This window comes from Buttiauxella brennerae ATCC 51605 (assembly GCF_001654925.1).
Classification (GTDB): domain Bacteria; phylum Pseudomonadota; class Gammaproteobacteria; order Enterobacterales; family Enterobacteriaceae; genus Buttiauxella; species Buttiauxella brennerae.
Map to the genome: position 1 here is coordinate 579,321 of NZ_LXER01000006.1, position 24,093 is coordinate 603,413.

The window sequence follows — 24,093 nt, forward strand, 5'->3', positions numbered from 1 at the left end:
CTCTGATTAACGCTGTAAGAAAGCCTGCCAGTGGGAAACCACTTCCGCGAGCTGCTGGCGATTGACATCCAGGTGAATCACTAAACGAGTGATTGGCCCGGCGCTCATCAGTACACCATGCTCCTTCATAAACTTACCGAGACTTTCGGCTTGTTCTACCGGCACACGTACAAACACCATATTGGTGTCCTGGCGGGTCACGTCCACGCCAATTTCGCGCAGTTCGCCTGCCAGCCAATGGGCGTTGTCGTGATCCTCTTTCAGGCGTTGCACGTTATTCTCAAGGGCGTATAAACCGGCCGCTGCGAGAATACCAGCCTGACGCATGCCGCCACCGACCATTTTACGCCAGCGCGTCGCACGTTTGATGTACTCATGGCTGCCGACTAACAGCGAACCAACCGGCGTTCCCAGACCTTTAGAGAGACAAATTGTGAAGGTGTCGCAATAGCGCACTACTTCTTCAAGCGTGCAGCCATATTCCACCACGGCGTTAAAGATACGTGCGCCATCAACGTGCAAAGCCAGGTTGTGATTGCGGCTAAATTCCCAGGCTTGTTTGAGATATTCGCGCGGCAACACTTTGCCATTATGGGTGTTTTCAAGGCTGAGCAGTTTGGTACGCGCAAAGTGGATATCGTCCGGTTTGATTTTCGCTGCCACTTTATCAAGTGGCAGCGAACCGTCGGGGTTGGCATCAATAGGCTGCGGCTGAATGCTGCCTAATACCGCAGCACCGCCGGCTTCATAGAGATAATTGTGCGCAAGTTGCCCAACAATATACTCTTCGCCACGTTCGCAATGGCTGAGCAGCGCCACCAGGTTTGCCTGAGTGCCGGTTGGCAGAAATAGCGCGGCTTCTTTGCCGCTGAGTTTGGCAGCATATTCCTGTAGTTCGTTGACCGTCGGGTCATCACCGTAGACGTCATCGCCAGTGGGGGCTGCCATCATACGTTTGAGCATTTCATCGCTCGGGCGGGTTACGGTGTCGCTGCGCAAGTCAATCACGGGGAGTCCTTATTATTATCCTCAGTTAAAGAACTGTTTTACCGGAACCAATTCGTTTTCGCCAGTTCGATAACTTCATCCCCGCGCCCGCTGATGATGGCGCGTAACATATACAGGCTGAACCCTTTGGCCTGCTCGAGTTTGATTTGCGGTGGGATCGCCAGCTCATCTTTGGCAACGACCACGTCGACCAATACCGGGCCGTCGATGCTAAAAGCACGTTGCAGAGCGGTATCTAACTCTTCCGCTTTTTCAACGCGGATGCCGGTGATTCCGCAGGCGTTAGCGATGTTAGCAAAGTTAGTGTCGTGCAGTTCCGTGCCGTCTGTCAGGTAGCCGCCCGCTTTCATTTCCATGGCTACAAAGCCCAGCACGCTATTGTTAAACACCACAATTTTGATGGGCAGTTTCATCTGCACGACGGAGAGAAAATCCCCCATTAACATGCTGAAACCACCATCGCCGCACATGGCGATAACTTGCCTGTCTGGTGCGGTCGCTTTTGCGCCCAGCGCCTGTGGCATGGCGTTTGCCATTGAACCGTGGGTAAACGAACCAATCAGGCGGCGTTTACCGTTCATTTTCAGATAACGCGCAGCCCACACGGTGGGTGTGCCGACATCGCAGGTGAAAATGGCATCTTCATCGGCGTGCAGACTGATTTGTTGTGCAACGTATTGTGGGTGAATGACGTCGCTATCGCCGGGCTGAGCCAGTTCGTCGAGGCTTTCCCGCGCTTCACGGTAGTTATCCAGCGCTTTGTCGAGGAAGCTGCGGTCGGTTTTTTCTTCCAGTAACGGAATGAGTGCCGCAAGTGTGGCTTTGATGTCACCGACCAGCGCCATATCGACTTTGCTATGCGCACCGATGCTGCCGGGGTTGATATCAATCTGAATGATTTTCGCATCGGTCGGGTAGAAGGCGCGATAGGGGAATTGTGTACCGAGCAGTATCAGCGTGTCGGCATTCATCATGGTATGGAAGCCTGATGAAAAACCGATTAGCCCGGTCATGCCCACATCGTAAGGGTTGTCGTATTCGACATGCTCTTTCCCGCGCAACGCGTGAACAATCGGCGCTTTGAGCGTGGCCGCAAACTGCACCAGCTCTTCATGCGCGCCAGCACAACCGCTACCACACATCAGCGCGATGTTGTCGTTATAGCGCAGCAATTGCGCCAGTTTTTTTAGCTCGTCATGCGGCGGCACAATAATTGGCTGTGGTGCCGGGTACCAGTGGGTGCTGGCGGTTTCGGGGGCGGGTTTTAGCGCCACATCGCCGGGTAAAACCACGACCGAAACGCCACGGTTCAATACTGCTTTGCGCATCGCAATCGCCAGTACCTGTGGAATTTGTTCCGGGGATGACACCAGCTCGCAATAATGGCTGCATTCGCGGAACAACTCTTCTGGATGGGTTTCCTGGAAATAACCGCTGCCGATTTCGCTCGACGGAATGTGCGCCGCAATGGCCAGTACCGGAACGCGATTTCGATGGCAGTCGAACAGGCCATTGATTAAATGCAGATTACCGGGGCCACAGGAACCGGCGCAAACGGCCAGTTCACCGGAAAGATGGGCTTCAGCTCCTGCGGCAAAAGCGGCGACTTCTTCATGACGGGTCGGCATCCATTGAATGGTTCCCATGCGGTTCAGACTGTCGCTTAGTCCGTTGAGGGAGTCGCCTGTGACGCCCCAGATTCGTTTTACGCCTGCACTTTCAAGCGTTTTTGCCAGGTAAGCTGCTACGGTCTGTTTCATTGGTTCTCCTTGTCACGATTCAGTTAACGTAAACAAGCTTAGTCAAGGAAACAGAAGAGGCGGGGCAGAAAGTGCCACTCAGCGTCTGAGTGGCACGAGTGGATCAAGCGAGAACTAAGTCCCCTTGCGGGTGGCAGCAACAAGCCAGCACATAACCGTTCGCAACTTCTGCGTCGGTCAATGTCATGGTGCTGCTTACGGTGTATTCACCGGACTCAACTTTGGTTTTACAGCTGCCGCACACACCAGCACGACAAGCTGCATTCACTTGCACTTTATTGCTTTCCATTGCCGCCAACAGCGAGCTGCCCACCGGCGCGTAGAACTCGCGCAGCGGTTTTAGCGTCGTGAACTTCAATCCACTTTCGACAGGTGCGGCGACCGGCGTAAAGAATTTCTCCGCATAAAACGTGCTCACGCCCAATGCCTGAACTTCTTTTTCCACCCATTCCATATACGGAGCAGGGCCGCAGGTCATAACGGTGCGCGAGGCAATATCCGGCACGCAAGCAAGAATTTCGCGAGTGATGCGCCCGGAAATGAAACCGTGCGTCGCGTTATTCTCGGCCACCAGTGTCACGGGGTAATCACGCCATTCGTCAGCAAAAATCACATCTTCGGGCGTTCGAACGTTATAAATAACTTGCACGTCGGCTTGTGGACAGTGCTTTGCCAGCCAGCGGCGTATCGACATAATTGGCGTTACGCCACAACCAGCAGCCATCAATAGATAGTGGCCTGTCGCCAGGTTTTCGCAGGTAAATTCCCCTTGTCCTTCTGACAGCCACAGGTAGTCGCCAGGTTTGACATCCTGGGTCAGCCATTGAGAACCAACGCCATTTTCGATACGGCGGATAGTCAGCGTGACGAATGGGCTGAGTCCTGGCGTGGATGAAATGGTGTAAGCCCGTAGCGTTTCATCGCTATCACGAATACTCACCAGCGCGTATTGCCCGGCCTTGTAAGGATAAAAGTCGTGATTGATCAGCGACAGCGTCCAGACATCCGGCGTTTCCTGATGAATATGATGCACCTGCATGCGGTACGGGCACAGTGGCGTTGGCATAGTCATGGCTTCTCCTTATGCACCCATCAGCTGTTTAATATCTTGCTCAACGGTGGTAATGGCGCGCAGGCCAAATTTCTCGTTCAACACGGCCAGCAGGTTTGGCGTCAGGAAGGCCGGAGTAGTAGGGCCGGCAACGATATTGGTCACACCGAGTGACAGCAGGGTCAGCAGAATAACAATCGCTTTTTGCTCAAACCAGGAAAGCACCAGGCTCAGCGGCAGGTCGTTCACGCCACAACCGAGTTTTTCAGCAAGCGTTACAGCAAGAATAATTGCTGAGTACGCATCGTTGCACTGACCAGCATCGACCAGGCGCGGCAGGCCTTCGATATCGCCGAAGTCCAGTTTGTTAAAGCGGTATTTACCGCAGGCAAGCGTCAGGATCAGGCAGTCTTTTGGCACGCTGGTGGCGAAATCGGTGAAGTAGCTACGCTCGCCACGTTCGCCGTCACAGCCACCCACCAGGAAGATATGGCGCAGTTTTTCACGGCTGACCAGGTCAATCAGGGTATCGGCAGCGCCCAGTAAAGTCTGGCGACCAAAGCCCACGGTGATCAGGTGTTCGATTTCACTGTATGGGAAGCCCGCCATTTGCGTAGCCTGGGTGATGACTGATGTGAAATCATCGCCTTCGAGGTGGCTTACACCCGGCCAGCCGACAATGCTACGCGTCCAGATGCGGTCAGTATATGAGCCGACCTCCGGGTTGATGATGCAGTTTGATGTCATCACGATTGGGCCAGGGAAGCGGGCGAACTCGCTTTGCTGGTTCTGCCAGCCACTGCCGTAGTTACCCACTAAATGTTTGAATTTGCGCAGTTCCGGGTAGCCATGTGCTGGCAACATTTCGCCATGGGTATAAACGTTTACACCAGTCCCTTCCGTTTGTTCCAGCAGGTTGTAGAGATCTTTTAGATCGTGACCGGAAATCAAAACACATTTGCCAGCGATCGGGCGCACGTTAACTTGCGTTGGAGTCGGGTGGCCGTACTTCTCGGTTTCACCCTGATCCAGAATGCTCATCACTTTGAAGTTCATCTGGCCGATTTCCATGGAGCACTCAAGCAGTGCACCCATGTCCGCAGGCCAGGTGCCGAGCCACGCCATAATTTTGTGGTATTGCGCATAGATATCGTTGTCGTACTGGCCGAGAACGTGGGCGTGTTCCATATAGGCGGCAGCACCTTTCAGGCCGTACAGGCAAAGCAGGCGCAGGCCGAGAATGTCTTCACCAATTTCTACTTTGTCGCGGTTTGGCGCGAACTCAGCCGCCTGGCGTTGCAGGTCACCCAAATCATTGCTGACTAGTTGCAGTTCAGCCATTGGGTTGGTGACAGTAATATTTGGATTAACGGCGAGGGCACGCGCCTTCAGGCTTTCGCGCAGATTAATGGCTTCGCGGGCATAGCCAACGATGCGTGGGGAATCGAAGTTGACGTTGGTCAGCGTTGAGAAAAAGGCACGCGGTGCAAAGTGATCAATTTCATGATCGATAATGCCGACTTCACGTGCGGCCACTGCCCATGCGGATAAACCCTGAAGTGTTGCGATCAACAAATCCTGCAGGTCGGATGTTTCAGCCGTTTTTCCGCACATGCCCTGAGCATAAGAGCAGCCGTTGCCCGCTGGGGTGCGGATTGTTTGTTCACATTGCACACAAAACATGATCGTACCTTTTAAAGTTATATTTGATATACATGTTTAAGGTTATGCTCAGTGCCGCACCGGGAAAAGGGATTTTTTATGCAACTTCGATGGAGATTGATTTAGCGCAAATTTGGCGGCAGAAACCTACCGCCAATGAGGTATCAGGAAGCGAAAAATGCCATGAGCAGAGGCGTCAGCAAGCTCAGGATGAACCCGTGAACAATTGCCGCAGGAACAATTTCCAGGCCGCCGCTGCGTTGCAGCACAGGAAGCGTGAAGTCCATCGACGTCGCCCCGGATAACCCGAGAGCTGTTGAGCGGCTGCGTCGAACCAGTCCAGGGATCAGCATAATCGCAATCAGTTCGCGTGCCAGATCGTTAAAGAACGAGGCGCTGCCGATCACCGGGCCGTAGGATTCCGTCATCAAAATACCGGAGAGTGAATACCAGCCAAAACCTGATGCCATGGCTAAGCCGGTTTTAATCGGCAGGTCGAGAATAAAGGCATTGATGACACCGCCTGCCAATGAACTGGCTGCGACGACGACCGCCACAATCATGCCTCGCCGGTTAAGCACAATCTGCTTTAACGTCATGCCACTATTGCGCAGCTGAATACCTACCAGCAGTAACAGGAAGATAAGCGTGTATTCGCTGGCGTCTGTCGCGTGTTGCAAAATTGGCCAGCCGCTCAGGCCAAGTAAAAAACCCGCTACCACGACGAAGCACAGTTTTAGCGATTCCAGTGCCATGGCAATACGCGAAGGGAGTTTTTCTTGTTGGTGAGTGTGCCGCCAGGGCATAGAGCGCTCAAGCCAAAGCAGCGCCGCTGCATTACATAACAGCAGAACCACGACGGTGACCGCAGCGTAATGAAAGATTGCCAGCAGGTTACTTGCCAGGTTATCGAGGAAAGCGAGGCTGATGCCCATGAAAAATAAAATGACATACACAATCCAACTCAACAGACGGTTAATAAGCCGGAGCAGGCTGGTTTGTTTGAGAGGAATGAGATAACCGACAATCAGCGGTACTAAGATAATTAACAATCCCGAAAACATGGTGCGGACAATCCTTGCAATAGAAGTAACGGCGTATGTCACACTACCCAAAGAAAGGGAATGAGTAAAGCTACGACAAAAGAGGATTTTTATGCAGATAAAAGTACTTGAGGCAGGATTCGTGTAGGGCGAGTAAACATGCGTTACTCGCCCTATAGAGATAATTCAGGGTATTAGTTACGTTTTTCTAACAAAGTACGATAGATAACGCCACCCAGGATACCGCCAACAATTGGCATCACCCAGAACAACCACAGCTGCTCAAGTGCCCAACCGCCCTGGAAGATTGCAACCGCAGTACTACGCGCCGGGTTCACGGAAGTATTGGTGACAGGAATGCTAATCAAGTGAATCAACGTCAGCGCAAGGCCAATGGCAATAGGTGCAAAGCCGGCCGGAGCAAATTTATCGGTTGAACCAAGAATGACAATCAGGAAGCCACAGGTTAATACGATTTCAATAAGAATGGCTGACAGCATGGAGTAATGATCTGGTGAGTGTTCACCATAACCATTAGACGCAAAGCCGCTGGCTGCCGCATCAAAACCACTTTTACCACTGGCGATTAAATAGAGGATACCGGCTGCAACAATCCCGCCAATGACCTGCGCAACAATATAGCCAATAACTTCTTTTGCCGGGAAACGACCGCCAGCCCACAAACCCAGGGTAACTGCCGGGTTAAAGTGACCACCGGAAATATGGCCAACAGCATAAGCCATCGTTAATACAGTTAAACCAAATGCTAATGCTACGCCTGCAAAACCTATCCCTAACTCAGGATAAGCCGCGGCCAACACGGCACTACCACACCCGCCAAATACCAACCAAAATGTACCAAAAAATTCTGCTGCTAATTTTCTAAACATAGCCACCTCTGAGTTTTTAAAAACAATGGGTTTTTATGAGTTGTATGTTCAATGCACACAATCCAGCCCATTGTTTACTTATGTCATTAAAGGAATGACGAATAAATATTAAAAGCGTAGTAATATTAATGACTTCGTCACTCCAGTGCCATTGCAATATATCCAGTTAATTTGATTTAAGGCAATGCCATGTGATTCCTTGTCAGAATTTGCATAGAGTAAGTATAGATGTGTTTTGAAACAAGTTAGAATTGTCTTGTTTATAAAAATGCAATCAGAATTTTCTTGCAATTTATTCCTTGAAAACTTTAATTTTCATTACTTAATATATTACCATTACTAAATATATAACTATTATCTTGTCGTTTTTTACCCTCTGTCATCTTACAAACCCTTGAACCAACCCGCTATACTCGACTCATTGCCACTTTCGGCACCTTATGGAATGCGGTACGTGACCAGGAGGGATTATGTTTCTCGAGCGCGTGGACATCGTGGGATTCAGGGGTATTAACCGCCTTTCGTTAATGCTTGAGCAAAATAACGTGTTGATTGGTGAAAACGCGTGGGGTAAATCCAGCCTGCTGGATGCGCTCACCCTGTTATTATCACCGCACGAAACTCTCTATCATTTTAACCGTGATGATTTCTATTTCCCGCCGGGCGATGTGCAAGGCCGTGAACACCATTTACACATTGTATTGACCTTTCGGGAAGCGGCTCCAGGTCACCATCTTGGGCGGCGTTATCGCTCGCTGGCCCCCGTCTGGGTGGCAGGGGATGACGGTTTTCATCGCATCATGTATCGCCTGGTGGGTGAGCTTGCACAAGACGGTTCGATTCTGACGCTACGCAGTTTCCTTGATGACAAAGGCCACGCAGTTGAGCTTGATGATATCGACACCGTGGCGAAACAGATCACTCGCCTCAACCCGGTGTTGCGGTTACGCGATGCGCGTTTTATGCGACGCCTGCGTAACGACAGCATTCCCGCTATGCCAGAAACTGAAATGACCGCGCGCCAGTTGGATTTCCTGGCGCGAGAGTTAGTATCACGCCCGCAAAACCTTACCGATGCACAGTTGCGGCAGGGGCTTTCGGCAATGGTGCAATTATTAGAGCACTATTTTTCTGAGCAGGGAGCCACGGCACATCAGCGCCTGTTGCGCCGCCGCTCGCACGATGAGCAACGAAGCTGGCGTTACCTGGATATTATCAACCGCATGATAGACAAGCCCAACAGTCGCGCTCATCGCATGATTTTGCTGGGTATGTTCTCAACGCTTCTGCAAGCAAAAGGAACCGTAGCGCTGGATAAAGACGCTCGTCCGCTTTTGCTGGTGGAAGACCCGGAAACACGGTTGCATCCCATTATGTTGTCGGTGGCGTGGCATTTGTTAAACCTGCTGCCGCTGCAAAAAATCACCACCACCAATTCCGGTGAACTGTTATCACTCACCCCGGTGGAGAATGTCTGCCGTCTGGTACGTGAATCATCAAAAGTCGCGGCATGGCGGCTTGGTCCTGGCGGAATGAATGCCGAAGATAGCCGCCGTATCGCCTTTCATATTCGTTTTAACCGAGCATCTTCTCTGTTTGCGCGCTGCTGGTTGTTGGTCGAAGGGGAAACAGAAGTGTGGGTGATGAATGAACTGGCGCGCCAGTGCGGTCACCATTTCGATGCCGAAGGGGTGAAAGTCATCGAATTTGCGCAGTCTGGTTTACGCCCACTCATCAAGTTTGCACGGCGTATGGGCATTGAATGGCATGTGCTGGTGGATGGCGATGAAGCAGGTAAGAAATATGCGTCCGTTGTGCGTGGTATTCTGGAAAATGATCGTGATCAGGAGCGCGATCACCTCACGATACTTCCCGCGATGGACATGGAGCATTTCATGTATCGTCAGGGGTTTGCCGATGTCTTCCATCGCGTGGCGCAAATTCCCGAAAACGTGCCGATGAATATGCGGCGTATTATCGTGAAGGCCATCCATCGCTCTTCGAAACCTGATTTAGCCATTGAAGTGGCGATGGAAGCGGGCAGGCGTGGTGTTGAGGCTGTGCCGTCGCTGTTGCGAAAAATGTTCTCACGCGTGTTATGGCTTGCGCGTGGCCGGGCTGACTAGCCCGGCAGTTGCTTAAAACTGCTGCTCAATATGCGTTGTCATCTCATCTAGCAAGTTGTAGCGGCGGCGATACTCAGCGCGTTTTTTGCTGGCTATCTCCTCAAGGGGTTTGCGCGCCACGCTCAAAGGCAGATTAAAGAAACCTTCTGGCAATAATTCACCGCTCATGGATTGCCAGAAGCTATCGTAATCAGCATGGATTTTGTCTTTCTTCTTTTTTGCATAACGCCATGAGCGATAGATGTGCGCGCTGTTGCTCACCGCAAGAATCTGTTTTGCTCCGAAATGGCGTGCCAGTTGGCAGGTTGCTTCGAGCACCAGACGTTTTGGGAACAATCCGTGACAGGCTTTCGTGGCAACCTGGATATATTCATGCGGGACATCGCTTTTAGCGCCCTGCAATCCGCCGATAAAAACTGTTTTTTGGCCTTGATGCTGGCACAAGGTGAAGGTTAACCCGGCAAGTGAAATACCGTCTTCGCGGGTGAACGTGACCGTCGCTTCACCTTCTTTGTCGAGATTCGCGATAGCACATAAATTCAGGTAGTAGGAGCATTCATCTTTACCCGTTATGGTTGCCAGACGCGCCCCTTTTTCTGAATAGTGCCGTTGTAACAACATTGCTGGCAATGCATCCGTCAGTTCGTGGTAGTGGAAAGACAATGCATTCACCACAGCCTTGCGGTTAAAATTCGCTGTTAAATAAGGGCGATGGGTTCGGCAGGGCAGACCAGGCTGCACATGAAGCAGCTTTTCAAGCCAGGGTTGATGAGATAAATCGCTCAGTAAGCGCGCCGTAGTAAGCGGGCTTGCCAGTGACCGAAGGACAAACTTGCGCCGGTAAGCCGGATCTTTCCAAGCACTTCCAGGCGTCCATTGCCCTTTTGCCAGACAAAGAAACAGCTGCCAGCCATTGAGCTGGGGGATTGAAATAAGTTCGTCTACGGTAATTGGCGACATGATTGAAACCGGGTTGATAAAGAATGGTGTAATTTCACCACTCATCAATTCAACGAATGTTCAATCAGTCGCCAGAGAGCCGTAGGTTCGTGGTTTTTGTTGAGACTTTATTTAATTAGCCAGTTTGTTTGCAGGATACCTATGAGATTCAAGGGAAAAATAAAAAAACGTTATTGGCTTCTGGGCCTGTTGGTATTGCTGTTCGTCATTTGGCTCTGGAAGTTTCTGAACGCGCCAGCGCCGGTTTATCAGACCATGATTGTGCGCAAAGGCGAGCTGCAACAGAGCGTGTTGGCGACCGGCAAACTCGATGCTTTGCGTAAAGTTGACGTGGGTGCTCAGGTCAGCGGGCAGCTAAAAACGTTGTCGGTCAATATCGGCGATAAAGTGAAGAAAGATCAGCTGTTGGGGGTTATCGATCCCGAACAAGCACAAAACCAAATCAAAGAAGTAGAAGCGACGTTAATGGAACTGCGTGCTCAGCGTCGCCAGGCACAGGCGCAGGCTAAACTCGCGCAAGTGACGTTAAGCCGCCAGCAGGCACTGGCCAAAACACAGGCAATATCACAACAGGATTTGGACACCGCCGCGACCGATCTGGAAGTCAGGCAGGCACAAATCGGCACCATTGATGCGCAAATTAAACGTAATCAGGCGTCGTTAGATACCGCAAAAACCAACCTTGATTACACGCAAATAGTGGCGCCGATGGCGGGTGAAGTGACGGAAATCACCACTAAACAAGGCCAGACGGTGATTGCAGCTCAGCAAGCGCCGAACATTCTGACGCTTGCCGATCTCGGCACAATGCTGGTGAAAGCTCAGGTTTCTGAAGCTGACGTGATTCACCTGAAGCCCGGCCAAAAAGCGTGGTTTACCGTGCTTGGTGATCCGCTAACGCGCTATGAAGGGCTGTTAATTGATATTTTGCCAACGCCGGTAAAAGTGAATGACGCAATATTTTATAACGCCCGTTTTGAGGTACCGAATCCGAAAGGCGTATTGCGTCTTGAAATGACTGCACAGGTGCATATTCAGCTTGGCGGCGTGAAAGACGTGTTAACCATTCCGCTTGCCGCACTAGGCGAGCCGGTTGGCGATAACCGTTACAAAGTTTCGGTTTTACGTAATGGCGAAACCCGTGACCGCGAAATTATCCTCGGGATGCGTAACGACACCCAAGCGCAGGTTGCCACTGGGCTAACCGAAGGCGAAGAAGTTGTGATTGGTAAAAGCACCGCCGGGAGTGCGCCATGACAGCACTGCTTGAGCTACGGGATATTCGCCGTAGCTATCCGTCGGGAGACGAACAAGTTGAAGTGCTTAAGGGCATCAATATCACTATTGAAGCCGGTGAGATGGTGGCGATTGTCGGGGCATCAGGCTCTGGCAAATCCACGCTGATGAACATTCTTGGCTGTCTGGATAAACCCAGCAGCGGCAGTTACACAGTGGCGGGGCAAGATGTCGCGTTGCTGGACAGCGATGCGCTTGCCACATTACGCCGTGAGCACTTTGGTTTTATCTTCCAGCGCTACCATTTGCTCTCGCATCTGAACGCGACCCAAAACGTGGAAGTGCCTGCGGTGTATGCCGGTACGGCGCGAGTTTACCGCCAGCAACGTGCACGAGCGTTGTTGATGCGGCTGGGGCTTGCTGAGCGCGTTGACTACTTGCCTTCCCAGCTTTCAGGCGGACAACAGCAGCGCGTCAGTATCGCCCGTGCGCTGATGAATGGCGGGCAAGTTATTCTTGCTGATGAACCAACTGGCGCACTCGATAGCCATTCGGGTGAAGAAGTGATGGCGACGCTCAAGCAACTGCGTGAGCAGGGGCACACGGTCATCATTGTGACCCATGACCCGACGATAGCCGCGCAAGCACAGCGTGTTATCGAAATTCGCGATGGGGAGATTATCAGCAATCCACCGTCTGTGGTTCAACAGGCAGGTGCACCGAAAGAGGTGAAACCTCAGCCTGTAAACTCGGCATTTCAGCAAACACTTAGTAGTTTCCGTGAGGCATTTACCATGGCCTGGCTTGCGCTGGCGGCGAACAAAATGCGCACGCTGTTGACGATGCTTGGGATCATTATCGGCATCGCTTCGGTGGTGTCGATTGTGATTGTCGGGGATGCGGCAAAGCAGATGGTGTTGCAGGATATTCGCTCGATAGGCACCAATACGATTGATATCTATCCTGGTAAAGATTTTGGCGACGATGACCCGCAGTATCAGCAGGCGCTGAAATATGACGATCTGGCAGCAATAAGCCAGCAACCGTGGGTCAGCTCAGCCACACCTGCGCTTTCAAGCAACTTACGCTTACGTTATGGCAATGTTGATGCTGCCGCCAGCGTGAACGGTGTCAGCAGCCAGTATTTTAACGTCTACGGCATGACTTTCAGCGAAGGTAACACCTTTAACGAAGAGCAGCTGGCAGGGCGCGCACAGGTGGTGGTGCTCGACAGCAACACCAAACGGCAGTTGTTCCCGGATAAAGCCAAAGTGGTGGGTGAAATCGTGCTGGTGGGGAATATGCCCGCGACGGTAATTGGTGTAGCGCAAGAGAAGCAGTCGATGTTTGGCAGCAGTAAAATTCTGCGTGTCTGGCTGCCGTATAACACCATGGCCGGGCGAGTGATGGGACAAAGCTGGCTGAACTCCATCACGGTGCGCGTTAAGGAAGGCTACAACAGCCATGAAGCTGAGCAGCAGCTCAATCGTTTGTTGCAGTTACGTCACGGTAAGAAGGATTTCTTTACCTACAATATGGACGGCCTATTGAAAACGGCGGAAAAGACCACACGTACTCTTCAGATGTTCCTGACTTTGGTGGCGGTCATTTCGTTGTTGGTAGGCGGTATTGGCGTGATGAATATCATGCTGGTGTCGGTAACCGAACGCACCAAAGAGATTGGTATTCGTATGGCGGTTGGCGCTCGGGCCAGCGATGTATTGCAGCAGTTCCTGATTGAAGCGGTGCTGGTGTGCCTGGTGGGCGGTGCGTTGGGGATTTCGTTATCTCTGCTGATTGCCTTCACGCTGCAACTGGTTTTACCGGGCTGGGAAATTGGTTTCTCGCCGATGGCATTGTTAACCGCATTTGCCTGTTCGACTGCGACGGGAATTATTTTTGGCTGGCTGCCCGCGAGAAATGCCGCAAGATTGAACCCGATTGATGCGCTGGCGCGTGAATGATTTTAATCTGAGGTATTACGTTTGGTTATAAAAATGCCAGCGTACAAGCTGGCATTTTGATTTAGGGATGTACACAATGAAACAAAAGGTCAGGCGACCGCTGCTTCGAGCTCCAGAGGCACAATCAAACTAGCGTGGTTGCCTTTTGGTCCCTGATGTACATCAAACCTGACAGTTTGTCCGGCTTTAAGCGTTCTGTAACCATCCATCTGAATGGTGGAGTAATGCGCGAAGATATCTTCGCCGCCGCCTTCGGGGCAGATAAAACCGAACCCTTTGGCGTTATTGAACCATTTAACTGTACCCGTCTCCATGCTTCTACATCCTTCGAAAATCTTATAAGTGAGATGGAATGAACCGGTGGGTGAGGGCGGGCTGTTCAAAACCTCGCCAACTCACGCTTGTACAATGTAGATAAATTAACCATGTCGTCAAGCGTTGCACAGGGGGGGACGATTGAAAATGAGTCAAAAATTTGAAGCAGTTAACGCTATTGTGATTAATGTGACAGAGCTCTCGATCACGATTTACTGTCCCTTTTGAACACGATGAGTCACGTTGGCTGAAAGCGTATTACACTCAACCTATGGGCTTCGCCTTTATGACAATGGGCGATTAAACATGATGACGATTTGCAATGGGTAAGACGAACGATTGGTTGGATTTTGACCAGCTAGTGGGTGATAAACTGCGCGAAGCGCTTAAACCACCCTCCATGTATAAAGTAATGTTAATGAACGATGACTACACGCCGATGGAATTTGTTATTGACGTGCTGCAAAAGTTCTTTTCTTATGATGTAGAACGTGCGACGCAATTGATGCTCACTGTGCACTATCAGGGTAAAGCTATCTGTGGCATTTTTACTGCAGAAGTAGCGGAAACCAAAGTCGCGTTAGTGAACCAGTACGCAAGGGAGCATGAGCATCCGCTGCTGTGTACGCTAGAAAAAGCCTGAAGAAGGCAAAATTTGGGGGAGGTGCCTATGCTCAATCAAGAACTGGAACTCAGTTTAAACATGGCTTTCGCCAGAGCGCGCGAGCACCGACATGAGTTTATGACTGTCGAGCATCTGTTACTGGCTTTGCTCAGTAACCCATCGGCTCGCGAAGCGCTGGAAGCGTGTAGCGTAGATCTGGTGGCGCTACGACAGGAACTCGAGGCCTTCATCGAACAAACCACACCGGTTCTGCCAGCCAGTGAAGAAGAGCGTGACACTCAACCTACGCTCAGCTTCCAGCGCGTGCTGCAACGTGCGGTGTTCCACGTCCAGTCTTCTGGTCGCAGTGAAGTGACTGGCGCAAATGTGCTGGTGGCTATCTTTAGCGAGCAGGAATCCCAGGCAGCGTACCTGCTGCGTAAACATGAAGTCAGCCGCCTTGATGTGGTGAACTTCATCTCTCACGGTACACGTAAAGACGAACCTAATCAGGCACCCGGTGCAGAAAACCCGGTCAATGAAGAGCAAGCAGGCGGGGAGGAACGTATGGAAAACTTCACCACCAATCTCAACCAGCTTGCACGCGTGGGAGGGATCGATCCGCTGATTGGTCGCGATAAAGAGCTCGAGCGCGCCATTCAGGTTCTGTGTCGTCGTCGTAAAAACAACCCGCTATTAGTGGGTGAATCGGGTGTCGGTAAAACCGCGATTGCTGAAGGGCTTGCCTGGCGTATTGTGCAAGGTGATGTTCCGGAAGTGATTGCTGATTGCACCATTTACTCGCTGGATATCGGCTCGCTGCTGGCGGGCACGAAATACCGTGGTGACTTTGAAAAACGTTTCAAAGCGCTGCTTAAACAGCTTGAGCAGGATCAGAACAGCATCCTGTTTATTGATGAGATTCATACCATCATCGGTGCGGGCGCTGCATCGGGTGGGCAGGTTGATGCCGCAAACCTGATTAAGCCGCTGTTGTCGAGTGGCAAGATTCGTGTAATCGGTTCTACCACTTATCAGGAGTTCAGCAATATCTTCGAAAAAGACCGTGCTTTGGCGCGTCGCTTCCAGAAAATTGATATTACTGAGCCAAGCGTTGAAGAAACCGTTCAGATCATTAACGGCCTGAAACCGAAATACGAAGCGCACCATGACGTGCGTTATACCGCGAAAGCGATTCGTGCCGCGGTTGAGCTGGCGGTGAAATATATTAACGATCGCCATCTGCCAGATAAGGCCATTGACGTTATCGACGAAGCGGGCGCTCGCAGCCGCCTGATGCCGGTGAGTAAGCGTAAGAAAACGGTCAATGTTGCTGATATCGAAACCGTGGTCGCCCGTATTGCGCGTATTCCGGAGAAGAGTGTTTCAGCAAGCGATCGCGACACGCTGCGAAGCCTTGACGATCGCCTGAAAATGCTGGTGTTTGGCCAGGATAAAGCCATTGAGGCGTTAACCGAAGCCATCAAAATGAGCCGTGCCGGTTTAGGGCATGATCATAAGCCAGTGGGTTCCTTCCTGTTTGCCGGGCCTACGGGTGTCGGTAAAACTGAAGTGACCGTTCAGCTGGCGAAATCGCTAGGTATTGAGCTGCTGCGCTTTGATATGTCGGAATACATGGAACGCCATACGGTGAGCCGTTTGATTGGTGCACCTCCTGGATACGTTGGTTTCGACCAGGGCGGCCTGCTGACGGATGCGGTCATTAAACATCCACACTCTGTGTTGTTGCTTGATGAAATCGAAAAAGCGCACCCGGATGTCTTTAACCTGTTATTGCAGGTGATGGATAACGGTACGTTGACCGATAACAACGGGCGCAAAGCAGATTTCCGCAACGTGATTCTGGTGATGACGACCAACGCCGGTGTGCGTGAAACCGAGCGTAAGTCTATTGGCCTGATTCGTCAGGACAACAGCACTGATGCAATGGAAGAGATCAAAAAGATCTTTACCCCGGAATTCCGTAACCGTCTGGACAACATTATTTGGTTCAACCATCTGTCTACCGATGTGATCCACCAGGTTGTCGACAAGTTTATTGTTGAGTTACAGGTGCAGTTGGATCAGAAAGGTGTCTCTCTGGAAGTGAGCCAGGAAGCGCGCGATTGGCTGGCAGAAAAAGGCTACGACCGTGCGATGGGCGCTCGTCCAATGACGCGTGTTATTCAGGACAACCTGAAAAAACCACTCGCTAACGAACTGTTATTTGGTTCACTGGTGGATGGGGGCCAGGTATCGGTGGCGCTGGATAAAGAGAATCAGAAACTGATTTATAATTTCCATAGTGCGCAGAAACATAAACCGGAAGCGGCTCATTAATTTATCCGTATGACGGAATAAAAAAAGGCCAGGTCATCGACCTGGCCTTTCTATTACTAATTTGTACTTAATTGTTCACGCCGCCTGTTGTTGCCGCAGCGCTAAATAAAACTATCAGCGACTACGGAAGACAATGCGGCCTTTGCTCAGGTCGTACGGGGTCAGCTCTACAGTGACTTTGTCACCCGTCAGGATGCGGATATAGTTTTTACGCATTTTACCGGAGATATGAGCGGTAACCACGTGCCCGTTTTCCAGCTCAACGCGGAACATGGTGTTAGGTAACGTATCAAGTACGGTACCCTGCATTTCAATATTGTCTTCTTTGGCCATCTAATCCTCGAGGGTATCACTACCATAGTTTTGAACCGGCAAGATAATGCCCAAGTTCACGTATCATGTAAAGAATTGTTGGTGAAATCACCAGCGAAAGTGCAATTTGCGCATTACCCAAAACCCACTCAAAAGCTGCACTAATGGCGCTTAGGATGAGGGCTGCGAAGAGATAAACGATGGGTTGTCCCTGTTAAAGCTAATCCCAAACGGCGGCGGGGTAATGAGCAGAGCTCACTCTGCGGGGCTAATTATAACACTCTTAACAGTAATGTGCCGTAAACATTATCGTTACGACAGGATTTGTGGCACCCAGCAATAAGAAGCGAGATGTTGCGGACGAAAAGTAGACAGATGCTCAAGGTATTCACGGCGAGGAATTTCAATTGCGCCCAATGAAGCGGTATGGGCATTCAGTACCTGGCAATCAATCAGCTTGCCGCCATAACTGAGAAAGTGCTGGCAGAAGACCAGCAGCGCCGTTTTTGAGGCATTTTCCCGGCGGCTGAACATTGACTCGCCACAAAACAGCGAGCCTTGCGCCACACCATAGACCCCACCCACTAATTCTTTATCTTCCCAGACTTCTATCGAATGGGCATGGCCAAGTTCATGGAGTCGCTGATAGGCGTCGATGATTTCAGGCGTAATCCAGGTGCCTTCGTCGCGGTCGTCAGCACATTCGCTAATCACACGTTCGAAAGCATGGTTAAGCGTGATGCGGTATGGGGAGTTGCGGTGGAAGCGTTTCATACTGCGGCTCAGGTGAAACTGATCCGGGAAAAGCACCGCGCGCGGATCGGGCGACCACCATAAAATAGGGTCGCCTGGTGAGAACCATGGAAAGATACCGCGCTGATAAGCCATCAACAACCGTGCCGGGCTTAAATCGCCCCCAAGCGCCAGTAACCCATTAGGTTCACGCAACGCGCCTTCCGGTGAGGGGAAGGCAATAGAGTCACGGGAAAGCTGAATAAGACGCATGACGTCACGGCTCCGGGCTGGCAATAATTATTGATAATAGACTAAGTACTCATCCCATTATGGCTATTTTATTTGCCATTCTGAGCACTGCCCAGGTTCAAACTGACTGCAACAATAACACCTACTGGGATGACACTCATTACACAGCCTACAAACGCTGATGGAAATGATAATAACGACCACCGCTGGCCATCAAATCTGCGTGATTACCTTGCTCAATAATTTGCCCGTTGTCCATCACAATTATGTTGTCGAAATGCGCTAACCCGCGCAGGCGATGCGTGACCATTAACACGGTTTTTTGTTTGGTCACTTCAGCCAGCAAATCAAGTATCTGGCGTTCAGTTTCAGCATCTAAACCTTCGGTCGGCTCATCCAGTAAAAATAGCGGGGCGTCATGCAATACGGCGCGAGCAATAGCCAGACGGCGCAATTCACCGCCTGATAACTGCCTGCCGCCTTCGCCAAGCCAGCTATTCAGACCGGCATCTTCTAATAACTTCTCAAGACCTACGCGTGTCAGCGCATGGCTCAACTCTTCATCACTTGCCTGTGGTGCGGCAAGCAAAAGGTTGTCGCGCAATGTCGCACTAAACAAATGGACACGCTGAGACACCACGCTGGTTGCCGCGCGTAAAGCCGTTTCATCAAACTGGCTCAACGGTTCGCCGTTAAAGCAGATCTCGCCCTGTTGCGGTTCCCATGCCCGGGTAAGCAACTGAAGCAGTGTTGATTTACCACAACCAGTCCGACCCAGAATCGCCACATGTTGCCCTGCACCAACGCTAAGTGAGATATCCCGTAACGCCATCTGCGACTGATCGGGATAGGCAAAACTCAGGTTGTTGATATCGACAGCTACATGCTCAGGAACGGCATGAGGTTGCTCAGTGAACACCACTTCCGGTTTTTGACTGGTGATTTCAGTCACGCGAATTGCCGAGGCAATAACCTGGCCCAGATGTTGAAACGCACCCGTGACCGGGGCCAGAGCTTCGAAGGAGGCAAGGGAGCAGAACACAAACAACGCGATAAGTGCGCCAGGTGTGGTATTACCGCCAACCGCTGCCGAGGCCATCCACAGCATCAATATGACCGCTGCACCGCTGATAAGCAGCATCACGGCTTGCGAGAGCGCGGTAAGCTCTGCCTGGCGGCGTTGCGCTTCCTGCCAGCTGTCTTCCGTGGCATCGAGTTGCTGGCGATAACGCTGGGTAGCACCAAAAATGGTTAACTCTGCGTGGCCTTGTAACCAGGCGGTGAGTTGCTGACGATATTGCCCACGCTGGACGGTAATCGCCTCGCCCGTTGATTTACCAGCGTAATAAAATATCGGCGGCAGTAACACTAATGTCGCCAGTAAAATCGCGCCGAGCGTCAGTGCCAGTTGCACATCCAGCCAGCTCAAACCAAACGTGACAACGGCAATGACGACAAATGCACCGACCATCGGCGAAATCACGCGCAGGTAAAGGTGATCAAGGGTGTCGACATCTGCAACCAGGCGATTCAGTAATTCACCCTGGCGAAAACGAGCAAGCCCGGCAGGGGAGAGCGGAAGCAGTTTGCTAAAAGTGGAAACGCGCAGATGCTGAAGCACACGGAACGTCGCATCGTGGCTGACCAGCCGTTCAAAATAACGCCCTGCGGTGCGCGTAATAGCACCGCCACGAACGCCCGCAGCAGGCAGCATATAGTTAAAACTATAAATGCCTGCGACGCCGACAACGGCCGACGCGGAGAGGAACCAGCCTGAAAGTGTCAGAAGCCCAATGCTGGCCAGCAATGTGATAATGGCCAGCACCACACCAAGCATCAACAACCATTTATGACGGCAATAAAGCGCCAGATACGGGAGTAAAGCACGCATTATATTTCCTCCTGGCGATGCAATAACGCAGCAAACGGGCCTTCCTGAGTGGACAGCGTGGCGAAATCACCCTGTTGTACAATAAGTCCATCACGCATCACCCAGACCTCGTCCCAGTCGTTGATGTAATCCAGCTGGTGCGTCACCATCAACGTGGTTTGCTGGCGTGAGGCATCGCTCAGGGCGTCCATGACGCGCTGCTCGCTGTGGGCATCCAGGCTTGCGGCCGGTTCATCTAACAACAGTAACCCGCAGGGCATCAGCAATGCGCGGGCGACGGCGACACGTTGTGCCTGGCCGACAGATAAACGCCCGGCAGATTCGCCTAACGGAGTATCAATTCCTTGCGGCAACAACGGCAAAAATTCGCTGACAGAGGCTTTATCCAGTGCTGCAGTTAACTTTTCAGCACTGGCATCCGGTGCGGCGAGGAGGACGTTTTCGCGGATGGTAGGCGCCGGAAGCTGTGGGTTTTGACCAACCCAACTGAGCCGCTCACGCCACCATTTCGGGTCGAGATCAGAAAGCTCAACACCGTTAATGAGCAGTTGCCCCTGATAAGGCAAAAAGCCAGACAACACATTGAGTAGTGAGCTTTTCCCTGCACCACTTTGCCCAACTAACACCACGCGCTGCCCGGCGCAAAGGGTGAAGTTAAGTGGCCCTGCGAGCTTTTTCTTTTCAGTAGACAGAATAACCAGGTCACGCGCTTCAATGCTGACAGGCTCGTTACAGTTGAACTGTGCGCTGCCATGTTTGCGTTGCTCTAACGGGGCATCAAGGAATGTCATCAGGCTATCGGCAGCGCCCACAGCCTGTGCTTTTGCATGATAAAAAGTCCCCAGGTCGCGCAACGGCTGGAAAAATTCAGGTGCCAGAATCAGCGCCAGGAAACCGGCAAACAGCGTCACGCCAGTGCTGTAATGGCCAAAGTTCAGTTCGCCAAGATAGGAGAAACCAAAGTAAACCGCGACCACGGCAATAGACAGCGAAGCGAAAAACTCCAGCACGCCGGAGGAGAGGAACGCAAGGCGTAATACTTCCATTGTCCGCTGGCGGAAATCCTGAGAAGCAACGCGGATATGCTCCGTTTCTGCATGGCCACGGTTAAACAAACGCAAGGTTTCCATGCCGCGCAGGCGGTCAAGGAAATGGCCGCTAAGACGAGCCAGGGCCTGGAAGTTACGGCGGTTTGCATCAGCAGCGCCCATACCTACCATCGCCATAAACAACGGGATAAGCGGTGCTGTGCAGAGCAAAATCAGTGCTGCGACCCAGTTAGAGGGGAAAATCACGATCAAAATCAGCACCGGAACCATCACCGCAAGCGACATTTGCGGCAGATAACGAGCGTAGTAATCGTGCATATCTTCAATTTGTTCCAGTACCAGCGTAGCCCAGCTACCCACGGGCTTGCCCTGAATCCATGCGGGTCCCGCTTCATGAACGCGATCGAGCACTTTACGGCGTATTTCCTGCCTTATGTGCAAACCGGCATAGAAGCCGACTTTTTCACGCAACCACACGACCCATGCACGCAACACGAAAATGAGGATCAGGATAATGAACAGCATCAGCAGCGCTTCGCGAGGGATGTTCTCCATGATCATGTGTTGCAGCATTCGGGCTAAAATCCAGGCCTGAGCGACAATTAATAGCCCACTGACCAGCCCCAGAAAACGGGATAGTCCCAGCCAGCGGCGCGAAAGGACACTTTGTGTTTTTAGCCAGCGGCTAAGTTCTTGTTGACGGGTTTTATTCATGGTTGCCAGTGCAGGTTGATATGCCCATCATCTCTCAGGTTGCAGGAGTATTAGCTGCATCCTGAAATCCATTGGGAATAATGAATTATCAGGCAAAATTTGCGGGCAATGTTACAACGCAGGCAAAAGAAAGGCGACCTATTCAGTCGCCTTTACGTATCTTCAAACTACCGCTATGGGCTGTGAGAGTTACTTATTCTGTTCGGCAAGTCCGTCCAGGTAGCGCTCAGCATCTAGTGCAGCCATACAACCCGTGCCAGCAGAGGTAATCGCCTGGCGGTAGATATGGTCCATGACATCACCTGCGGCAAACACGCCTGGGATGCTGGTTTGTGTGGCGTTGCCGTGGATACCGGACTGGACTTTGATATAGCCATTTTCCAGTTCTAACTGGTCAGCAAAAATCGCCGTGTTCGGGCTGTGACCGATGGCGACAAACAGACCTGCAACTTCTAACTCTTCAGTCTGATCCGTATTATGCGCATCGCGCAGACGCAGGCCGTTTACACCCATCTGATCGCCAGTCACTTCATCCAGAGTTCGGTTCGTGTGCAGCACGATATTGCCGTTCTTCACCTTCTCCATCAGACGATTGATCAGGATTTTTTCGGCGCGGAAACTGTCGCGGCGGTGAATCAAATGCACTTCAGAGGCGATGTTTGCCAGGTAAAGTGCTTCTTCAACGGCTGTGTTACCACCACCGATGACCGCCACTTTTTGGTTACGGTAGAAGAAACCATCACAAGTCGCACAGGCAGAAACACCACGGCCTTTGAAGGCTTCTTCAGAAGGCAGACCCAGATAGCGGGCAGACGCGCCGGTTGCAATGATCAACGCGTCGCATGTGTATTCACCACTGTCGCCCGTCAGACGGAACGGACGATTTTGTAGATCAACTTTAGAGATGTGATCAAACAGAATTTCTGTTTCGAATTTGGCCGCATGTTCGTGCATACGTTCCATTAACGCGGGGCCAGTCAGGTCGTTAGGATCACCCGGCCAGTTCTCAACTTCGGTCGTTGTGGTCAGTTGGCCACCTTTTTCCATTCCGGTAATCAGAACAGGTTTGAGGTTGGCGCGTGCCGCATAGACTGCTGCGGTGTAGCCCGCAGGGCCGGAGCCAAGAATTAGCAATTTACTGTGTTTAGCGGTGCCCATGAGATCCTCATTGTTCGTTGGCAGACAATCGAGGGATTGTAGGGAATTTGGCGGGGTAAAAAAAGGGTGCAGCGATTTTGTTAACTATATGTGCAATAGCTGTACTCAATCAGCCGTAGAACAATTCACTGAAAGCGCATAAAAATCCACCTGAACAGGGTAATTAGTCACGCAGGTAAAGTGATGAATAATCGTCAACTGCCCCGGATATATGGCACGTTCCACTAAATTTCGATGTTTTGCTTTGACAATCCGCTAAGCATTTGCGAAAACATTCGAGGAAGAAAAACATTTGGTGTGAGAGCTGTAAAATAATCACGCATACCTGATGCAATTTTACCGGGTTATTGAAATTTACTCATGTCGTGGACAGACGCTATGAGTGATGTCGATGGCGGCCATTGGGCACCGGTCTTCTCACGTACACTCGGAACATTGACGTTGCCCGGGTTATGGCAGGTGAAGGAAGGAACACAGAGAGACAATAATAATGGTAGATAGTAAGAAGCGCCCTGGCAAAGATCTCGACCGCATCGATCGTAACATTCTAAACGAGCTGCAGAAGGATGGACGTATTTCCAACGTCGAGCTTTCGAAGCGAGTAGGGCTTTCACCGACTCCGTGCCTTGAGCGCGTGCGTCGCCTGGAACGACAGGGTTTCATTCAGGGCTACACAGCTCTGCTGAACCCGCATTATCTGGATGCATCACTTCTGGTTTTTGTTGAGATTACTCTGAATCGTGGCGCACCGGATGTGTTTGAGCAATTTAACGCCGCTGTTCAAAAACTTGAAGAAATTCAAGAATGTCATTTGGTATCCGGTGATTTCGACTACCTGTTGAAAACCCGCGTGCCTGATATGTCAGCGTACCGCAAACTACTAGGCGAAACCTTGTTGCGACTGCCGGGTGTGAACGATACCCGTACCTATGTGGTCATGGAAGAGGTCAAACAGAGCAATCGTCTGGTTATTAAGACCCGTTAACACGGGCCAGGTGCAAAATCTGCGTATTTTGGTTACACTCC

General features: G+C 51.4%; 19 protein-coding genes. 6 read left to right on the forward strand and 13 right to left on the reverse strand.

The annotated features are described in order from the left end of the window. Window positions 1–6: 6 nt before the first annotated feature. The 6 genes from ltaE to aqpZ all read right to left on the reverse strand — a co-directional run bounded on the left by ltaE (window position 7) and on the right by aqpZ (window position 7,414). Window positions 7–1,008: a low-specificity L-threonine aldolase gene (ltaE, locus tag M975_RS03905; protein ID WP_064557466.1), complete on the reverse strand. Its 1,002-nt coding sequence runs from the start codon at window positions 1,006–1,008 to the stop codon at window positions 7–9. A gap of 38 nt (window positions 1,009–1,046) precedes the next feature. Continuing rightward, a complete protein-coding gene (poxB, locus tag M975_RS03910) occupies window positions 1,047–2,768 on the reverse strand; it encodes a ubiquinone-dependent pyruvate dehydrogenase (RefSeq protein WP_064557468.1) in 1,722 nt (573 codons plus the stop codon). Window positions 2,769–2,871: 103 nt separating this feature from the next. Beyond that, the gene (hcr, locus tag M975_RS03915; protein ID WP_064557470.1) at window positions 2,872–3,840 is read right to left on the reverse strand and encodes an NADH oxidoreductase; all 969 of its coding nucleotides are present in this window, start codon (window positions 3,838–3,840) and stop codon (window positions 2,872–2,874) included. Window positions 3,841–3,849: 9 nt separating this feature from the next. Then, the gene (gene hcp, locus M975_RS03920) at window positions 3,850–5,502 is read right to left on the reverse strand and encodes a hydroxylamine reductase (protein ID WP_064557472.1); all 1,653 of its coding nucleotides are present in this window, start codon (window positions 5,500–5,502) and stop codon (window positions 3,850–3,852) included. 143 nt (window positions 5,503–5,645) lie between these two features. Next, entirely contained in the window at window positions 5,646–6,545 is a 900-nt protein-coding gene (locus tag M975_RS03925; protein ID WP_064557474.1) for a LysO family transporter, read from the reverse strand. A 173-nt stretch (window positions 6,546–6,718) separates the two neighbouring features. Next, entirely contained in the window at window positions 6,719–7,414 is a 696-nt protein-coding gene (gene aqpZ, locus M975_RS03930; protein WP_064557475.1) for an aquaporin Z, read from the reverse strand. A gap of 470 nt (window positions 7,415–7,884) precedes the next feature. On the opposite strand from aqpZ, the gene M975_RS03935 reads away from it, so the two are divergent. Then, complete coding sequence (locus M975_RS03935) at window positions 7,885–9,540, forward strand: ATP-dependent endonuclease (protein ID WP_064557476.1); 1,656 nt, start codon at window positions 7,885–7,887, stop codon at window positions 9,538–9,540. Window positions 9,541–9,552: 12 nt separating this feature from the next. Here M975_RS03935 and M975_RS03940 read toward each other — a convergent pair whose 3' ends face one another. Then, entirely contained in the window at window positions 9,553–10,500 is a 948-nt protein-coding gene (locus M975_RS03940; protein ID WP_064557671.1) for a VirK/YbjX family protein, read from the reverse strand. A 141-nt stretch (window positions 10,501–10,641) separates the two neighbouring features. Between M975_RS03940 and macA the strand changes: the two genes are divergently transcribed. After that, window positions 10,642–11,757 (forward strand): macrolide transporter subunit MacA, encoded by a 1,116-nt coding sequence (gene macA / locus M975_RS03945; protein WP_064557478.1) that lies wholly within the window; start codon window positions 10,642–10,644, stop codon window positions 11,755–11,757. Next, window positions 11,754–13,700, forward strand: coding sequence for a macrolide ABC transporter ATP-binding protein/permease MacB (gene macB, locus M975_RS03950; RefSeq protein ID WP_064557480.1), 1,947 nt, complete (start codon window positions 11,754–11,756; stop codon window positions 13,698–13,700). Before macA ends, macB begins: the two co-directional genes overlap by 4 nt. A gap of 89 nt (window positions 13,701–13,789) precedes the next feature. Here macB and cspD read toward each other — a convergent pair whose 3' ends face one another. Then, window positions 13,790–14,014 carry a cold shock-like protein CspD gene (cspD, locus tag M975_RS03955; protein ID WP_034456407.1) on the reverse strand — a complete coding sequence of 75 codons (225 nt, stop codon included), beginning with the start codon at window positions 14,012–14,014 and terminating at the stop codon, window positions 13,790–13,792. Between the two features lie 323 nt (window positions 14,015–14,337). On the opposite strand from cspD, the gene clpS reads away from it, so the two are divergent. Continuing rightward, a complete protein-coding gene (gene clpS / locus M975_RS03960) occupies window positions 14,338–14,658 on the forward strand; it encodes an ATP-dependent Clp protease adapter ClpS (protein WP_034456405.1) in 321 nt (106 codons plus the stop codon). 27 nt (window positions 14,659–14,685) lie between these two features. Next, window positions 14,686–16,959 carry an ATP-dependent Clp protease ATP-binding subunit ClpA gene (clpA, locus tag M975_RS03965; RefSeq protein WP_064517462.1) on the forward strand — a complete coding sequence of 758 codons (2,274 nt, stop codon included), beginning with the start codon at window positions 14,686–14,688 and terminating at the stop codon, window positions 16,957–16,959. A 114-nt stretch (window positions 16,960–17,073) separates the two neighbouring features. Here clpA and infA read toward each other — a convergent pair whose 3' ends face one another. The 5 genes from infA to trxB form a co-directional block, all read right to left on the reverse strand. Beyond that, window positions 17,074–17,292 (reverse strand): translation initiation factor IF-1, encoded by a 219-nt coding sequence (infA, locus tag M975_RS03970; protein WP_002211347.1) that lies wholly within the window; start codon window positions 17,290–17,292, stop codon window positions 17,074–17,076. Between the two features lie 291 nt (window positions 17,293–17,583). Beyond that, window positions 17,584–18,276 carry a leucyl/phenylalanyl-tRNA--protein transferase gene (aat, locus tag M975_RS03975; protein ID WP_064557482.1) on the reverse strand — a complete coding sequence of 231 codons (693 nt, stop codon included), beginning with the start codon at window positions 18,274–18,276 and terminating at the stop codon, window positions 17,584–17,586. A 148-nt stretch (window positions 18,277–18,424) separates the two neighbouring features. Continuing rightward, window positions 18,425–20,146, reverse strand: a complete 1,722-nt coding sequence (gene cydC / locus M975_RS03980) for a heme ABC transporter ATP-binding protein/permease CydC (RefSeq protein WP_064557485.1) — start codon at window positions 20,144–20,146, stop codon at window positions 18,425–18,427. Beyond that, window positions 20,146–21,909, reverse strand: a complete 1,764-nt coding sequence (cydD, locus tag M975_RS03985) for a heme ABC transporter permease/ATP-binding protein CydD (protein WP_064557486.1) — start codon at window positions 21,907–21,909, stop codon at window positions 20,146–20,148. Before cydD ends, cydC begins: the two co-directional genes overlap by 1 nt. A 189-nt stretch (window positions 21,910–22,098) precedes the next feature. Next, window positions 22,099–23,067 (reverse strand): thioredoxin-disulfide reductase, encoded by a 969-nt coding sequence (trxB, locus tag M975_RS03990; RefSeq protein ID WP_064557488.1) that lies wholly within the window; start codon window positions 23,065–23,067, stop codon window positions 22,099–22,101. A 490-nt stretch (window positions 23,068–23,557) separates the two neighbouring features. Here trxB and lrp point away from each other — a divergent pair, with 490 nt between their 5' ends. Further along, window positions 23,558–24,052 (forward strand): leucine-responsive transcriptional regulator Lrp, encoded by a 495-nt coding sequence (gene lrp, locus M975_RS03995; RefSeq protein WP_000228469.1) that lies wholly within the window; start codon window positions 23,558–23,560, stop codon window positions 24,050–24,052. The last annotated feature ends 41 nt before the right edge of the window (window positions 24,053–24,093 follow it).

Coding starts and splice junctions, on each gene's coding strand:
- lrp (WP_000228469.1), top strand. CDS start 23,558: ATGGTAGATAGTAAGAAGCGCCCTGGCAAAGATCTCGACCGCATCGAT.
- trxB (WP_064557488.1), bottom strand. CDS start 23,067: ATGGGCACCGCTAAACACAGTAAATTGCTAATTCTTGGCTCCGGCCCT.
- clpS (WP_034456405.1), top strand. CDS start 14,338: ATGGGTAAGACGAACGATTGGTTGGATTTTGACCAGCTAGTGGGTGAT.
- poxB (WP_064557468.1), bottom strand. CDS start 2,768: ATGAAACAGACCGTAGCAGCTTACCTGGCAAAAACGCTTGAAAGTGCA.
- M975_RS03940 (WP_064557671.1), bottom strand. CDS start 10,500: ATGTCGCCAATTACCGTAGACGAACTTATTTCAATCCCCCAGCTCAAT.
- aqpZ (WP_064557475.1), bottom strand. CDS start 7,414: ATGTTTAGAAAATTAGCAGCAGAATTTTTTGGTACATTTTGGTTGGTA.
- aat (WP_064557482.1), bottom strand. CDS start 18,276: ATGCGTCTTATTCAGCTTTCCCGTGACTCTATTGCCTTCCCCTCACCG.
- cydD (WP_064557486.1), bottom strand. CDS start 21,909: ATGAATAAAACCCGTCAACAAGAACTTAGCCGCTGGCTAAAAACACAA.
- macA (WP_064557478.1), top strand. CDS start 10,642: ATGAGATTCAAGGGAAAAATAAAAAAACGTTATTGGCTTCTGGGCCTG.
- cydC (WP_064557485.1), bottom strand. CDS start 20,146: ATGCGTGCTTTACTCCCGTATCTGGCGCTTTATTGCCGTCATAAATGG.
- M975_RS03935 (WP_064557476.1), top strand. CDS start 7,885: ATGTTTCTCGAGCGCGTGGACATCGTGGGATTCAGGGGTATTAACCGC.
- M975_RS03925 (WP_064557474.1), bottom strand. CDS start 6,545: ATGTTTTCGGGATTGTTAATTATCTTAGTACCGCTGATTGTCGGTTAT.
- clpA (WP_064517462.1), top strand. CDS start 14,686: ATGCTCAATCAAGAACTGGAACTCAGTTTAAACATGGCTTTCGCCAGA.
- cspD (WP_034456407.1), bottom strand. CDS start 14,014: ATGGAGACGGGTACAGTTAAATGGTTCAATAACGCCAAAGGGTTCGGT.
- hcr (WP_064557470.1), bottom strand. CDS start 3,840: ATGACTATGCCAACGCCACTGTGCCCGTACCGCATGCAGGTGCATCAT.
- infA (WP_002211347.1), bottom strand. CDS start 17,292: ATGGCCAAAGAAGACAATATTGAAATGCAGGGTACCGTACTTGATACG.
- macB (WP_064557480.1), top strand. CDS start 11,754: ATGACAGCACTGCTTGAGCTACGGGATATTCGCCGTAGCTATCCGTCG.
- hcp (WP_064557472.1), bottom strand. CDS start 5,502: ATGTTTTGTGTGCAATGTGAACAAACAATCCGCACCCCAGCGGGCAAC.